The organism is Pigmentiphaga soli, assembly GCF_039541095.1.
Lineage (GTDB): Bacteria > Pseudomonadota > Gammaproteobacteria > Burkholderiales > Burkholderiaceae_B > Pigmentiphaga > Pigmentiphaga soli.
Genome location: NZ_BAABFO010000007.1, coordinates 190,537 through 203,426 on the forward strand (window position 1 = coordinate 190,537; position 12,890 = coordinate 203,426).

Genomic DNA, 12,890 nt, shown 5'->3' on the forward strand with positions numbered 1-12,890 from the left:
TCCCCATTGCTTAAAATGTCCGCCCATCCGCAAAGGCCCGCGCATGAACGTACTGGATCTGCTCGCACACGGCGGCATACCGCTGGTGTTCCTGGTCGTGCTCGCGCAGCAGAGCGGACTGCCGGTACCGGTGTCGCCGGTGCTGGTGGGCGGCGGGGCGCTGGCCGCGCTCGGCTGGCTGTCGCCGGTCGAACTGTGGCTGGCGGCCATCGTCGCCAGCCAGCTCGCCGATCACGGCTGGTTTTTGCTGGGGCGGCGCTACGGCCACAAGTTGCTGGGACTGGTGTGCAGGCTGTCGCTGTCGGCCGAATCCTGCGTGGTTAGCGCCGACGGCCTGGCGCTGCGCCACGGTCCGGCCATCCTCGCGTTCGCCAAGTTCATCCCGGGCGTGTCGGCGCTGGCGGTGCCGGCCGCGGCGGCGCGCGGCCTGCCTTACGGCCGCTTCGCGCTGTTCAGCGCGATCGGCGCGGCGCTGTGGAGCGGCACCTACATCCTGATCGGCGCGGTCTTCAGCCGGCAGATCGAGTCCACGCTCGACGCGGTGAGCCGGATCGGCGGCTGGACGGTCGCCATCGTGGCGGTGCTGGCGGCCGCCTACCTGGTCTGGGCGCTGGCGATGCGCTGGCGCCTGGTGCGGCTGCACCGGCTGGTGCGGATCTCGCCGGAGGAACTCGAAACCATGATGGCGGGCGACGATCCGCACCTGATCATCGTCGATGCCCGTTCGCCGCTGGCGCGCGAGCGCGACCCGCGCGAGTTCCCGCATTCGGTCGTGCTGTACGGCCGGCCGCCGGCATCGGTGCTGCCGCCGCCCGCCGACGGCCACACCATCGTCACCTTCTGCACCTGTCCCAACGAAGCCAGCGCGGCCCTGGTCGCCAAGCGCCTGATCAAGGCCGGCTACCGGCGGGTGAGGGTGCTGACCGGCGGCGTGCAGGCCCTCGAGCGCCTGGCCGCCGGCGCCGCGCCCGGCGACGCCGTCGAAGCCGTGGAAATCATCGACCCGCCCGGTAGCTTCGCCTAGCCTCACGAGCACGCGCCGCTCCCTTCCAGGGCACAGCGGATCCGGCTTCGCCGGTCCGCCAGTGCCGCCCCAAGGGGGCGCGCGAAGCGCGTAGGGGGCATTTCATTTGTCTTCTCTAATTCATGTAACAGCCTTCAAGTCGCGCGGCCGCCCTCCGATACCTCGGCGGCATCGGCGGCGAGTTCTCCTTGCGGGGACTCGCCGCCGGTGCTTTCAAGGTCCGGAATCTTAATCAGGGCGTCATGAAAATACGAAGCAAATTGATGTTGCAGGGGGCGGCCGGCGTGGTCGCGTTGTCGATCGTGGCCGGCGGCGCGCTGTTCGGCCTGAACCGCCTCACGGCCACGGCCAATGGGTTCGCCCAGCGGCGGCTGCCGGCGCTGGTCGAGCTCGGCACGATGCGCGAAGGGCAGATCCAGGTGGCGCGCCACACGCTCGAGCCGCTGCAGTGGGCCTCCGAATATTCGATCCAGGCGCAGAACGAATGGAACCGCATGCTGCAGTCCAAGAAGCGCGCGCTGGAATCGGTGGACAAGGCGCGCCAGGCGCTGGCCGGCGTCGAGTTTTCCGAGGACGAACAGGCGGCGCTGGCCGCCTTCGACGCGGCCTTCGCGGCCTGGATCCAGAAGGACAAGCCGCTGACGACGCTGCTGGAGCAGCTGGTGAACGTCAAATCGGAAGAAGAGCAGAAGTTCCTGTTCGTCAAATACCAGGCCGCCTATTCGGACTCGGAGCCGTTCTACGAACGGGCCCAGCAGACGATGCGGGAGCTGGCCGAGGCCACCGCCAAAGGCGCCGCCGAGCGGGCGGCCGAACTCGATCGCGGCGGCCGCCGCCTGGCGCTGCTGATCGCGGCCGCCAGCGCCGCCGCCGTGCTGGTGCTGGCGCTGTGGAGCTGGAGCGCCGCGCGCGCCATCGTGGCCTCGGTGGGCCGCCTGCGCGGCACGCTGGTCAAGGTGGCCTCCGACCTGGACTTCACCGTGCCGGTGCCCAACGGCGGCAACGACGAAATCGCCGACATGGCGCGCGCGCTGGCCACGCTGCTGGGGCGCATGCGCGAATCGCTGGCGGCGGTGCAGGACATGGCCGAGACGATGCGCTCGACCGCCGACGGCCTGTCCGAACGCGCGGCCGAGGTGGCCGAGGCCTCGTCGGGCCAGAGCGGTTCGGCCACCGAGATGGCGGCCGCCGTGCAGCAGGTGGCCGACAGCATGAACGAGGTGAACGCCGAAGTGCAGCGCGCGGTGCAGTTGTCGCGCGACGCCAGCGGCCTGGCGGCCGAGGGCGGCCAGCGCATCGCGCTGACCGCCGGGCAGATGGACCTGATGGCGCGCCAGGTGGGCCGGGCCGCCGAGGCGATCGGCGCGCTGGAGCGGCACAGCGCATCGGTGCGCGAGATCTCCAGGCTCATTTCCGACATCGCCAGCCAGACCAATCTGCTGTCGCTGAACGCGGCCATCGAGGCGGCGCGCGCCGGCGAGCAGGGCCGCGGCTTCGCGGTAGTGGCCGAGCAGGTGCGCGGCCTGGCCGGCAAGACGGTGGCCTCGAGCCACGAAATCGCCGCCACGGTGGAGCGCATCGTGAACGAAACCGGTTCCGCGATCGGCTTCATGCGGCAGGTGGTGACCGAAGTGGACGCCGGCCAGGCGCGCGCGCGGGAGGCCGGCGAGTTCATGTCGCGGCTGGAACGGGGCGCGGTCGACGCTGCGGCGGTGGTGGAACGTATCGGCAGCGCGCTGCATGCCCAGACCGGCATCAACCACGACGTGGCCGGCCACGTGGAGGCCGTCGCCAGGATGGCCGAAAGCAACCGGGGCGCGTCGGAAGCGGCCGCGAGCGGGGCCGGCCGGGTGCGCGAGGCGGCGCTCGACGTGGCCCGCACGGTGCAGGCGTTCAGGGTCCGGTAAGACAGCGAAAAACCAGCTTTTCCCTGGCAAAATGCCGCTTTCGCGCGTTTCGGGCGGATTCGGGTTTGCGCTATACTTTCGGGCGGGTAACAGTTGCAACGCAAGCTATTGCCCGGAACATGCGGCGTGGATCCGGCGTCGATCATGGGAAAGCGCACAAGCGCCCGTTCCACGAATCGTGCGGCCAAACGCTGTGTATAAACATACATGCCTGCATGTATGAGAACGTAAACAGGCTCTAAGCGGCGGCCGCCGCGGCGCCGCAATCCGTGCGGCGCCTGTGCCTTCTACAGGTTTCCTGATGAATATCGAGAGCTACTTTCCCGTACTGCTGTTCATCATCGTGGGCGGCGTCATCGGTTTCGCGCTGATGTTCCTGGGGTCCGTGGTCGGTCCGCACCGCCCCGACACCGAAAAGCTCTCCCCCTACGAATGCGGCTTCGAGGCTTTCGAAGACGCTCGCATGAAGTTCGATGTGCGCTACTACCTGGTCGCCATCCTCTTCATCCTGTTCGACCTCGAAATCGCTTTTCTCTTCCCGTGGGCCATGGCCAACCACCAGGTCGGGCTGCTCGGCTTCGGAACCGTGGCGGTGTTCCTCGCCATCCTCGTGATCGGTTTCGTCTACGAATGGAAGAAGGGCGCGCTCGACTGGGAATGATTCCCCGCCGCGCCCCACACACCGGATTTCTATCATGGCTATCGACGGCATTCTGAACGAAGGCTTCATCACCACGACCGCTGACAAGGTCATCAACTGGGCCAAGACCGGCTCGCTGTGGCCGATGACGTTCGGCCTGGCCTGTTGCGCCGTCGAGATGATGCACGCCGGCGCGGCGCGCTACGATCTCGACCGCTTCGGCATCATCTTCCGGCCCAGCCCACGCCAGTCCGACCTGATGATCGTGGCCGGCACGCTGTGCAACAAGATGGCGCCGGCGCTGCGCAAGGTGTACGACCAGATGCCCGAGCCGCGCTGGGTGGTCTCGATGGGGTCGTGCGCCAACGGCGGCGGCTATTACCACTATTCGTACTCGGTGGTGCGCGGCTGCGACCGCATCGTGCCGGTCGACGTCTACGTGCCGGGCTGTCCGCCCACGGCAGAGGCGCTGGTCTACGGCCTGCTGCAGCTGCAGAACAAGATCCGGCGCACCAACACCATCGCGCGCTGAACGGCGTGGCGGCCCGGCGCCGCCGCCGCAATGAAACCAGGCACGAAGATTAGGCACGAAGGCCCATGACCAAGCTTGAAACCCTGCAGCAGAACCTGCGCCGCGCATTCGGCGAAGACGCCCGCCTGACCGCCGCCCTCGGCGAGGTCACGCTCGAGGTGCCGGCCGACCGCTATGTGCAGGCCTGCCTCGCCCTGCGCGACGACGGGGAGCTGCGTTTCGAAACCTGTATCGACCTGTGCGGGGTGGACTACTCCACCTACGGCAACGAGGTGCGCGAAGGGCCGCGCTTTGCCGTGGTGCTGCACCTGCTGTCGATCACTCACAACTGGCGCCTGCGGGTGCGCACCTTCGCGCCCGACGACGACCTGCCCGTGGTGCCGTCGCTGGTCGAAGTCTGGCCGGGCGTCAACTGGTACGAGCGCGAAGCCTTCGATTTCTACGGCATCCTGTTCGAAGGCCATCCCGATCTGCGCCGCATCCTGACCGACTACGGCTTCATCGGACACCCGTTCCGCAAGGATTTCCCGCTGTCGGGCAATGTGGAAATGCGCTACGACCCGGAGCAGCGGCGGGTGATCTACCAGCCCTTGACCATCGAGCCGCGCGAGATCGTGCCGCGTGTCATTCGCGAAGACGGTTACGGAATGGGGCGGTAAAAAATGGCTGAAATCAAGAACTACACCCTCAACTTCGGTCCGCAGCACCCGGCCGCGCACGGCGTGCTGCGCCTGGTGCTGGAGCTCGACGGCGAAGTCATCCAGCGGGCCGACCCGCACATCGGGCTGCTGCACCGCGCCACCGAAAAGCTGGCCGAGCACAAGACCTTCCTGCAGGCGCTGCCCTACATGGACCGTCTCGACTACGTGTCGATGATGTGCAACGAGCACGCCTACGTGATGGCGATCGAGAAGCTGCTCGGCATCGAGGTGCCGCTGCGGGCCCAGTACATCCGCGTGATGTTCGACGAGATCACCCGGCTGCTGAACCACCTGATGTCGCTCGGCTCGCACGCGCTCGACGTGGGCGCGATGGCGGTGTTCCTGTACGCCTTCCGCGAACGCGAAGACCTGATGGACTGCTACGAGGCGGTGTCGGGCGCGCGCATGCACGCGGCCTACTACCGGCCGGGCGGCGTCTACCGCGACCTGCCCGACCAGATGCCGCAGTACCGCGAAAGCAAGTTCCGCAGCGCCAAGGAAATGAAGGCGCTCAACGACGACCGCTCCGGCTCGCTGCTCGATTTCATCGAGGCCTTCACCAACCGCTTCCCCGGCTACGTCGACGAATACGAAACCCTGCTGACCGACAACCGCATCTGGAAACAGCGCCTGGTCGACGTCGGCATCGTCAGCCCCGAGCGCGCCAAGGCGCTGGGCTTCACCGGTCCCATGCTGCGCGGCTCCGGCATCGCCTGGGACTTGCGCAAGATGCAGCCCTACGAGGTCTACGACCTGGTCGAGTTCGACGTGCCGGTCGGCACCAACGGCGACTGCTACGACCGCTATCTGGTGCGGATCGAGGAAATGCGCCAGAGCAACCGCATCATCAGGCAGTGCGTGGAATGGCTGCGCAACAACCCGGGTCCGGTCATGAGCCCGAACCACAAGGTGGCGCCGCCCAGCCGGCAGCAGATGAAGTCGAGCATGGAAGACCTGATCCACCACTTCAAGCTGTTCACCGAAGGCTTCCACGTGCCGCCGGGCGAGGCCTACAGCGCGGTCGAGCACCCCAAGGGCGAGTTCGGCATCTACCTGGTCTCCGACGGCGCCAACAAGCCGTACCGGCTCAAGATCCGCGCCCCGGGCTTCGCCCACCTGCAGTCGCTCGACGAAATGGCGCGCGGCCACATGATCGCCGACGCCGTGACCATCATCGGCACGCAGGACATCGTGTTCGGCGAAATCGATCGCTGAGCCCGCCCACGTGTCCATACCGGATTCCAACATGCTGCTTTCCGAACAGGCCCTGAAGAAGATCGACCGCGAGGTCGCCAAGTATCCGGCCGACCAGAAACAGTCCGCCGTGATGGCCGCGCTGGCCATCGCGCAGGACGAAAAGGGCTGGCTGTCGACCGAGGTGATGGAAGAGGTCGCGAGCTATCTGCAGATGCCGCCGATCGCGGTGCAGGAGGTCGCCACCTTCTACAACATGTACAACCTCAAGCCGGCCGGCAGGTTCAAGATCTCGGTCTGCACCAACCTTCCCTGTGCCCTGCGCGACGGCGAACGCGCGGCGCACTACCTGAAGGAAAAGCTCGGCGTCGAATACAAGGAAACCACCGCCGACGGCCTGTTCACCGTGCTCGAGGGCGAATGCATGGGCGCCTGCGGCGACGCGCCCGTCCTGCTGGTGAACAACAAACGTATGTGCATTCAGATGTCGGAGGCCCGGCTCGACGCCCTGATCGACGAGCTGAAGGCCGCCGCGCCGAATGCCGGAGATGCACAATGAACGCTACGCAAGAGCTGGCGATCAGCACCGCGTTCCACGACCGCCACATCGCGCCGCAGATCATGGCCGGGCTGGACGGCCGCAACTGGCGCCTGGAAGACTACGTCAAGCGCGGCGGCTACGAGGCGCTGCGCAAGATCCTGGGCACCGGCATGACGCAGGAGCAGGTGATCGCCGAGGTCAAGGCCTCGGGCCTGCGCGGCCGCGGCGGCGCGGGCTTCCCGACCGGCTTGAAGTGGAGCTTCATGCCGCGCACCTTCCCGGGCCAGAAGTACCTGGTCTGCAATTCCGACGAAGGCGAGCCGGGCACGTTCAAGGACCGCGACATCCTGCGCTACAACCCGCACATCGTGATCGAAGGCATGGCGATCGCCGCCTACGCGATGGGCATCACGGTCGGCTACAACTACATCCACGGCGAGATCTTCGAGGTGTACGAGCGCTTCGAGGAAGCCCTGGAAGAGGCGCGCGCCGCCGGTTTCCTGGGCGACAACATCCTCGGCTCGAACTTCAGCTTCCAGCTGCACGCCCACCACGGCTACGGCGCCTACATCTGCGGCGAGGAAACCGCGCTGCTCGAATCGCTGGAAGGCAAGAAGGGCCAGCCGCGCTTCAAGCCGCCGTTCCCGGCCAGCTTCGGCCTGTACGGCAAGCCCACCACGATCAACAACACCGAGACCTTCGCCGCGGTGCCGTGGATCATCCGCAACGGCGGCGACGCCTTCCTGCAGGTGGGCAAGCCCAACAACGGCGGCACCAAGCTGTTCTCGGTGTCGGGCGACGTGGAGTACCCCGGCAACTTCGAAGTGCCGCTGGGCACGCCGTTCTCCAAGCTGCTGGAACTGGCCGGCGGCGTGCGCCGCGGCCGCCAGTTGAAGGCCGTGATCCCGGGCGGCTCCAGCGCGCCGGTGATCCCCGGCCACATCATGCTCGACACCACGATGGACTACGACGCCATCGCCAAGGCCGGCTCGATGCTGGGCTCGGGCGCCGTGATCGTGATGGACGACAGCCGCTGCATGGTGCGTTCGCTGCTGCGCCTGTCGTTCTTCTACCACGAGGAAAGCTGCGGCCAGTGCACGCCGTGCCGCGAAGGCACCGGCTGGCTGTACCGGGTGGTGAACCGCATCGAGCACGGCAAGGGCCGGATGGAAGACATCGACCTGCTCGACTCGGTGGCCGGCAACATCATGGGCCGCACGATCTGCGCGCTGGGCGACGCGGCGGCGATGCCGGTGCGCGGTTTCCTGAAGCACTACCGCGACGAGTTCGTCTACCACGTGGAACACAAGCACTGCTCGGTGCCCGACTACCTGTAGCCCGCCCGGGCCGGTAGCGCGCCGCGCACCCAACGAAACGCATAGGCCCCGCCGCGGCGGGGCAACGGAAACGAGATGGTTGAAATCACGATCGACGGCAACAAGGTGGAGCTGGCCGAGGGCAGCATGGTGATGCATGCGGCCCAGAAGGCCGGCCTCTACGTGCCGCATTTCTGCTATCACAAGAAGCTCTCGATCGCCGCCAACTGCCGCATGTGCCTGGTCGACGTCGAGAAGGCGCCCAAGGCCCTGCCGGCCTGCGCCACGCCGGTCAGCAACGGCATGATCGTGCGCACGCGGTCCGAGAAGGCGATCGCGGCGCAGAAGAGCGTGATGGAATTCCTGCTGATCAACCATCCGCTGGATTGCCCGATCTGCGACCAGGGCGGCGAATGCCAGCTGCAGGACCTCGCCGTGGGCTACGGCGGCTCCACCTCGCGCTACACCGAGGAAAAGCGCGTGGTCTTCCACAAGAGCCTGGGCCCGCTGGTGTCGGCCGAGGAAATGGCGCGCTGCATCCATTGCACCCGCTGCGTGCGCTTCGGCCAGGAGATCGCCGGCGTGATGGAGCTGGGCATGCTCAACCGCAGCGAGCATGCCGAGATCACTTCCTTCGTCGGCCGCGCGATCGAATCCGAACTGTCCGGCAACATGATCGACATCTGTCCGGTGGGCGCGCTGACCTCCAAGCCGTTCCGCTACAGCGCCCGCACCTGGGAACTGGCGCGGCGGCGGTCGGTGAGCCCGCACGACAGCGTCGGCGCCAATCTGGTGGTGCAGGTCAAGAACGACCGCGTGATGCGCGTGGTGCCGTTCGAGAACGAAGAGGTCAACGAGTGCTGGATCAGCGACCGCGACCGCTTCTCGTATGAAGGGCTGGCCGGCGAAGACCGCGTGACGGCGCCGCTGCTGCGCGCGGCCGACGGCAGCTGGCGCGAGGCCGACTGGCCCGAGGCGCTGGAGGCCGTGGCGGCCGGGCTGCGCGGCGTGGCCGAGCGCCACGGCGCCGAACAGCTGGGCGCGGTGGCCGCGCCGTACGCCACCACCGAAGAATTCGCGCTGCTGGCGCGGCTGGTGCGCGGGCTCGGCTCCGACAACATCGATTTCCGCCTGCGCCAGACCGACGCCGGCTTCGACGCGGCGCGCGCCGGCGTGCCGTGGCTCGGCCTGCCGCTGGCCGAGATCGGCAAGCTCGACCGCGTGGTGGTGATCGGTTCCTTCCTGCGCAAGGACCATCCGCTGATCGCGCAGCGCCTGCGGCAGGCGGCCAAGAACGGCGCGCGCGTGGTGCTGGTCGACGCCGGCGCCGAGGATCCGCTGATGCCGGTGGCCGGCCGCCTCACCGTGGCGCCGTCGGCGCTGCCGGCGGCGGTGGCCGAACTGTGCGTGGCGCTGGCCCGGGCCAAGGATGCCGAGGTGCCGGCCGCGTTCGCCGGCGTGCAGCCCGGCGACGCCGCGCGCCGACTTGCGGACGTGCTGGCCTCGGGCGAGAACACCGCGGTGCTGATGGGCAACCTGGCCGTGCGGCATCCGCAGGCCGCGGCGCTGGCCGCAGCCGGGCTGGCGCTGGCGCGGGCCGCCGGCGGCCGCTTCGGTTTCCTGACCGAAGGCGGCAACACCGTGGGCGGCTACCTGGCCGAGGCGGTGCCGCAGCAGGGCGGCAAGACCGCCGCCCGCATGTTCGCCGAACCGCTCAAGGGCTACCTGGTTCTGCACGCCGAGCCGCAGCTCGACGCCGACGACGGCGCCGCCGCGCTGGCGGCGCTGCGCGCGGCCGAATTCAACGTCGCGCTCACCCCCTACCTGTCGGCCGCCCAGGACTGGGCCCACGTGATCCTGCCGATCGGGCCGTTCACCGAAACCTCCGGCACCTTCGTCAATGCCGAAGGGCGCGTGCAGAGCTTCAAGGGCACGGTCCGTTCGCTGGGCCAGAGCCGTCCCGGCTGGAAGGTGCTGCGGGTGCTGGGCAACACGCTGGGCCTGCAGGGCTTCGACGAGGAAACCTCCGAGGCCGTGCGCGACGGCGTGCTGGCCGACGACACCGCCTCGCGCCTGTCGAACGATTTCGGCGCGCCGGCGGCCGTGGCGGCGCCCGCCGTCCAGGGCCTGGAGCGCGTGGCCGACGTGCCGATCTACTTCAGCGACGCCATCGTGCGGCGCGCCGAATCGCTGCAGCGCACGCGGGCGGCCGCGGCGCCCGAGGCGCATGCCAGCGCCGCCACCCTCGCGCGGCTGGGCATCGCCGCCGGCGAGCGGGTGAAGATCGCCTCGCGGCGTGGCTCGGTGGAGCTTTTCCTGAACCAAGACGACACGGTGGCCGACGGCGCCGTGCGGATCGCCGCCGCGCATGCCAGCACCGTCGCGCTGGGCGGCGCGTTCGAACAACTCAGCGTGGAGCGTGCCTGAGATGCACTGGATCGATGTTCTTCAGGCCGGCGGTACCGACTTGCTCGGCGCGACGGCATGGTCCGTGGTGTGGACGCTGATCAAGATCGTCTGCATCGCGGTGCCGATCATCCTGTGCGTGGCCTACCTCACCTACTGGGAGCGCAAGCTGATCGGCTGGATGCACATCCGCCGCGGCCCCAACCGGGTCGGCCCCAAGGGCCTGCTGCAGCCGTTCGCCGACGTGCTCAAGCTGCTCACCAAGGAAGTCATCATGCCCACCAGCGCCAGCCGGGTGCTGTACGTGGTGGCGCCGGCGATGGTGCTGATGCCCGCGCTGGCGGCCTGGGCGGTGGTGCCGTTCCAGCCCGAGGTGGTGCTGGCCGACGTCAACGCCGGGCTGCTGTACGTGATGGCGATCACCTCGCTGGGCGTGTATGGCGTGATCATCGCCGGCTGGGCTTCCAACTCCAAGTACGCCTTTCTCGGCGCGCTGCGCGCGTCGGCGCAGATGGTGTCGTACGAACTGGCGGTCGGCTTCGTGCTGGTCACGGTGCTGCTGGTGTCGGGCAGCCTGAACATGAGCGAGATCGTGCTGGGGCAGGGCAGGGGCTATTTCGCCGGCCACGGCCTGACCTTCCTGTCGTGGAACTGGCTGCCGCTGTTGCCGCTGTTCGTGATCTACGTGATCTCGGCCGTGGCCGAAACCAACCGCCACCCGTTCGACGTGGTGGAGGGCGAATCCGAGATCGTGGCCGGCCACATGGTCGAATACTCCGGCATGGCGTTCGCGCTGTTCTTCCTGGGCGAGTACGCCAACATGATCCTGCTGTCGTGCATGGCCTCGGTCATGTTCCTCGGCGGCTGGATGGCGCCGCTCGATTTCGCGCCGTTCACCTGGGTGCCGGGCTGGCTGTGGCTGGCCATCAAGACCTTTTTCGTGGTGTCGCTGTTCATCTGGTTCCGCGCCTCGTTCCCGCGCTACCGCTACGACCAGATCATGCGCCTGGGCTGGAAGATCTTCATTCCGCTCACGCTGGTCTGGCTGCTTGTGGTGGCGGTCTGGATGCAGACGCCGTGGAACATCTGGAAGTAGCCGCGGGCATCGCGCATACATCGAATAGGCAGGGTTGAATCATGCAGGCAATCAAGGAATTTCTCGGCAGCCTGATGCTGACCGAACTCCTCAAGGGGCTGCGCCTGACCGGGCGGTACGTGTTCGCCCGCAAGATCACGGTGCAATACCCCGAGGAAAAGACGCCGTCGTCGCCGCGCTTTCGCGGGCTGCACGCGCTGCGCCGCTATCCGAACGGCGAAGAACGCTGCATCGCGTGCAAGCTGTGCGAGGCCGTGTGCCCGGCGCTGGCCATCACGATCGAATCGGAAGTGCGCGAGGACGGCACCCGCCGCACCAACCGCTACGACATCGACCTGACCAAGTGCATCTTCTGCGGCTTCTGCGAGGAAAGCTGTCCGGTCGATTCCATCGTCGAGACCCATATCCTGGAATACCACGGCGAAAAGCGGGGCGACCTGTACTTCACCAAGGAAATGCTGCTGGCCATCGGCGACCGCTACGAAGCCGAGATCGCGCAGCGGCGCACCCAAGACGCCAAGTACCGCTAATGCAAACCCACCCGGACCGGTACAAGATAAATACGCCATGACCGCCATCCTGTTCTATATTTTTGCCGCCATCCTCGTGGTGTCCGCGCTCCGCGTCATCGGCGCGCGCAGCCCCGTCAGCGCGGTCATGCACCTGGTGCTGTCGTTCTTCACCGCCGCCATGCTGTGGATGCTGCTGAAGGCCGAGTTCCTGTCCATCCTGCTGGTGCTGGTGTATGTCGGCGCGGTGATGGTGCTGTTCCTGTTCGTGGTGATGATGCTCGACATCGACATCGAAACATTGCGCGCGGGTTTCAGGTCCTATCTGCCGCTGGGGCTGACGGTGGGCGCCATCATGGTGGCCGAGATGGCCTTCGTGCTGGCGCGGGCCTACTGGACGCCGGCCAACCCGCCGGCGCCGGTGCCGGCAGATTTCAACAACACGCGCGCCATCGGCGTGGCGATGTACACCGAATACATCTACGCGGTCGAAATCGCCGCGGTGCTGCTGCTGGTGGGCATGGTGGCGGCGATCGCGCTGACCCTGCGCCGCCGCGCCGACGTGCGGGTCACCAACCCGTCCAAGCAGATCCGCGCGCGCCGCCAGGACCGCGTGCGCCTGGTCTCCATCCCTTCGCAAACCGAAGTCCCGGAAGCGCCCGCCGCCGATGCTGCGGCCTCCGATTCCAAGGGAACGCAACCATGACCCTGACCCTCGGCCACTATCTGGTGCTGGGCGCGATCCTGTTCGCGATCAGCATCGTCGGCATCTTCCTGAACCGCAAGAACGTCATCATCCTGCTGATGGCCATCGAGTTGATGCTGCTTGCGATCAATATGAACTTCGTCGCCTTTTCCAGCTGGATGGGCGATCTGAGCGGACAGGTGTTCGTGTTCTTCATCCTCACCGTGGCCGCGGCGGAATCCGCCATCGGTCTGGCGATCCTGGTTGTGCTGTTCCGCAATCTGAACACGATCAACGTTGATGAACTCGACCGGCTGAAGGGCTGACGGTCCGGGCTAC

At 67.4% G+C, this 12,890-nt stretch carries 13 protein-coding genes; all 13 read left to right on the plus strand.

Going from position 1 to position 12,890, the window contains the following annotated elements; translation table 11 throughout:
* Positions 1-43 precede the first annotated feature (43 nt).
* On the plus strand, positions 44-1,024 hold the full coding sequence (locus ABD927_RS09605; RefSeq protein WP_345248711.1) for a VTT domain-containing protein: 981 nt from the start codon (positions 44-46) through the stop codon (positions 1,022-1,024).
* A gap of 242 nt (positions 1,025-1,266) precedes the next feature.
* Positions 1,267-2,931: a methyl-accepting chemotaxis protein gene (locus ABD927_RS09610; RefSeq protein ID WP_345248713.1), complete on the plus strand. Its 1,665-nt coding sequence runs from the start codon at positions 1,267-1,269 to the stop codon at positions 2,929-2,931.
* Positions 2,932-3,232: 301 nt separating this feature from the next.
* On the plus strand, positions 3,233-3,592 hold the full coding sequence (locus ABD927_RS09615; RefSeq protein ID WP_345248715.1) for an NADH-quinone oxidoreductase subunit A: 360 nt from the start codon (positions 3,233-3,235) through the stop codon (positions 3,590-3,592).
* A 34-nt stretch (positions 3,593-3,626) separates the two neighbouring features.
* Positions 3,627-4,103: a NuoB/complex I 20 kDa subunit family protein gene (locus ABD927_RS09620; protein ID WP_087779235.1), complete on the plus strand. Its 477-nt coding sequence runs from the start codon at positions 3,627-3,629 to the stop codon at positions 4,101-4,103.
* 65 nt (positions 4,104-4,168) lie between these two features.
* Positions 4,169-4,762, plus strand: a complete 594-nt coding sequence (locus tag ABD927_RS09625; protein ID WP_345248717.1) for an NADH-quinone oxidoreductase subunit C — start codon at positions 4,169-4,171, stop codon at positions 4,760-4,762.
* 3 nt (positions 4,763-4,765) lie between these two features.
* Positions 4,766-6,019 carry an NADH-quinone oxidoreductase subunit D gene (locus ABD927_RS09630; protein WP_345248719.1) on the plus strand — a complete coding sequence of 418 codons (1,254 nt, stop codon included), beginning with the start codon at positions 4,766-4,768 and terminating at the stop codon, positions 6,017-6,019.
* 31 nt (positions 6,020-6,050) lie between these two features.
* Entirely contained in the window at positions 6,051-6,557 is a 507-nt protein-coding gene (gene nuoE / locus ABD927_RS09635; protein ID WP_345248721.1) for an NADH-quinone oxidoreductase subunit NuoE, read from the plus strand.
* Positions 6,554-7,876 (plus strand): NADH-quinone oxidoreductase subunit NuoF, encoded by a 1,323-nt coding sequence (gene nuoF / locus ABD927_RS09640; protein WP_345248723.1) that lies wholly within the window; start codon positions 6,554-6,556, stop codon positions 7,874-7,876. The genes nuoE and nuoF overlap by 4 nt, the downstream gene beginning before the upstream one ends.
* A gap of 75 nt (positions 7,877-7,951) precedes the next feature.
* The gene (nuoG, locus tag ABD927_RS09645) at positions 7,952-10,282 is read left to right on the plus strand and encodes an NADH-quinone oxidoreductase subunit NuoG (protein ID WP_345248725.1); all 2,331 of its coding nucleotides are present in this window, start codon (positions 7,952-7,954) and stop codon (positions 10,280-10,282) included.
* Between the two features lies 1 nt (position 10,283).
* A complete protein-coding gene (gene nuoH, locus ABD927_RS09650) occupies positions 10,284-11,357 on the plus strand; it encodes an NADH-quinone oxidoreductase subunit NuoH (protein WP_345248727.1) in 1,074 nt (357 codons plus the stop codon).
* A 41-nt stretch (positions 11,358-11,398) separates the two neighbouring features.
* Positions 11,399-11,887, plus strand: a complete 489-nt coding sequence (nuoI, locus tag ABD927_RS09655; RefSeq protein WP_345248729.1) for an NADH-quinone oxidoreductase subunit NuoI — start codon at positions 11,399-11,401, stop codon at positions 11,885-11,887.
* Positions 11,888-11,924: 37 nt separating this feature from the next.
* Positions 11,925-12,572, plus strand: coding sequence for an NADH-quinone oxidoreductase subunit J (locus ABD927_RS09660; protein WP_345248731.1), 648 nt, complete (start codon positions 11,925-11,927; stop codon positions 12,570-12,572).
* The gene (gene nuoK, locus ABD927_RS09665; RefSeq protein ID WP_345248733.1) at positions 12,569-12,877 is read left to right on the plus strand and encodes an NADH-quinone oxidoreductase subunit NuoK; all 309 of its coding nucleotides are present in this window, start codon (positions 12,569-12,571) and stop codon (positions 12,875-12,877) included. Before ABD927_RS09660 ends, nuoK begins: the two co-directional genes overlap by 4 nt.
* Positions 12,878-12,890 lie beyond the last annotated feature (13 nt).

Bases quoted from the DNA above. Each gene is read 5' to 3' on its own strand.
- ABD927_RS09605 (WP_345248711.1), top strand. From the start codon at position 44: ATGAACGTACTGGATCTGCTCGCACACGGCGGCATACCGCTGGTGTTC.
- ABD927_RS09610 (WP_345248713.1), top strand. From the start codon at position 1,267: ATGAAAATACGAAGCAAATTGATGTTGCAGGGGGCGGCCGGCGTGGTC.
- ABD927_RS09615 (WP_345248715.1), top strand. From the start codon at position 3,233: ATGAATATCGAGAGCTACTTTCCCGTACTGCTGTTCATCATCGTGGGC.
- ABD927_RS09620 (WP_087779235.1), top strand. From the start codon at position 3,627: ATGGCTATCGACGGCATTCTGAACGAAGGCTTCATCACCACGACCGCT.
- ABD927_RS09625 (WP_345248717.1), top strand. From the start codon at position 4,169: ATGACCAAGCTTGAAACCCTGCAGCAGAACCTGCGCCGCGCATTCGGC.
- ABD927_RS09630 (WP_345248719.1), top strand. From the start codon at position 4,766: ATGGCTGAAATCAAGAACTACACCCTCAACTTCGGTCCGCAGCACCCG.
- nuoE (WP_345248721.1), top strand. From the start codon at position 6,051: ATGCTGCTTTCCGAACAGGCCCTGAAGAAGATCGACCGCGAGGTCGCC.
- nuoF (WP_345248723.1), top strand. From the start codon at position 6,554: ATGAACGCTACGCAAGAGCTGGCGATCAGCACCGCGTTCCACGACCGC.
- nuoG (WP_345248725.1), top strand. From the start codon at position 7,952: ATGGTTGAAATCACGATCGACGGCAACAAGGTGGAGCTGGCCGAGGGC.
- nuoH (WP_345248727.1), top strand. From the start codon at position 10,284: ATGCACTGGATCGATGTTCTTCAGGCCGGCGGTACCGACTTGCTCGGC.
- nuoI (WP_345248729.1), top strand. From the start codon at position 11,399: ATGCAGGCAATCAAGGAATTTCTCGGCAGCCTGATGCTGACCGAACTC.
- ABD927_RS09660 (WP_345248731.1), top strand. From the start codon at position 11,925: ATGACCGCCATCCTGTTCTATATTTTTGCCGCCATCCTCGTGGTGTCC.
- nuoK (WP_345248733.1), top strand. From the start codon at position 12,569: ATGACCCTGACCCTCGGCCACTATCTGGTGCTGGGCGCGATCCTGTTC.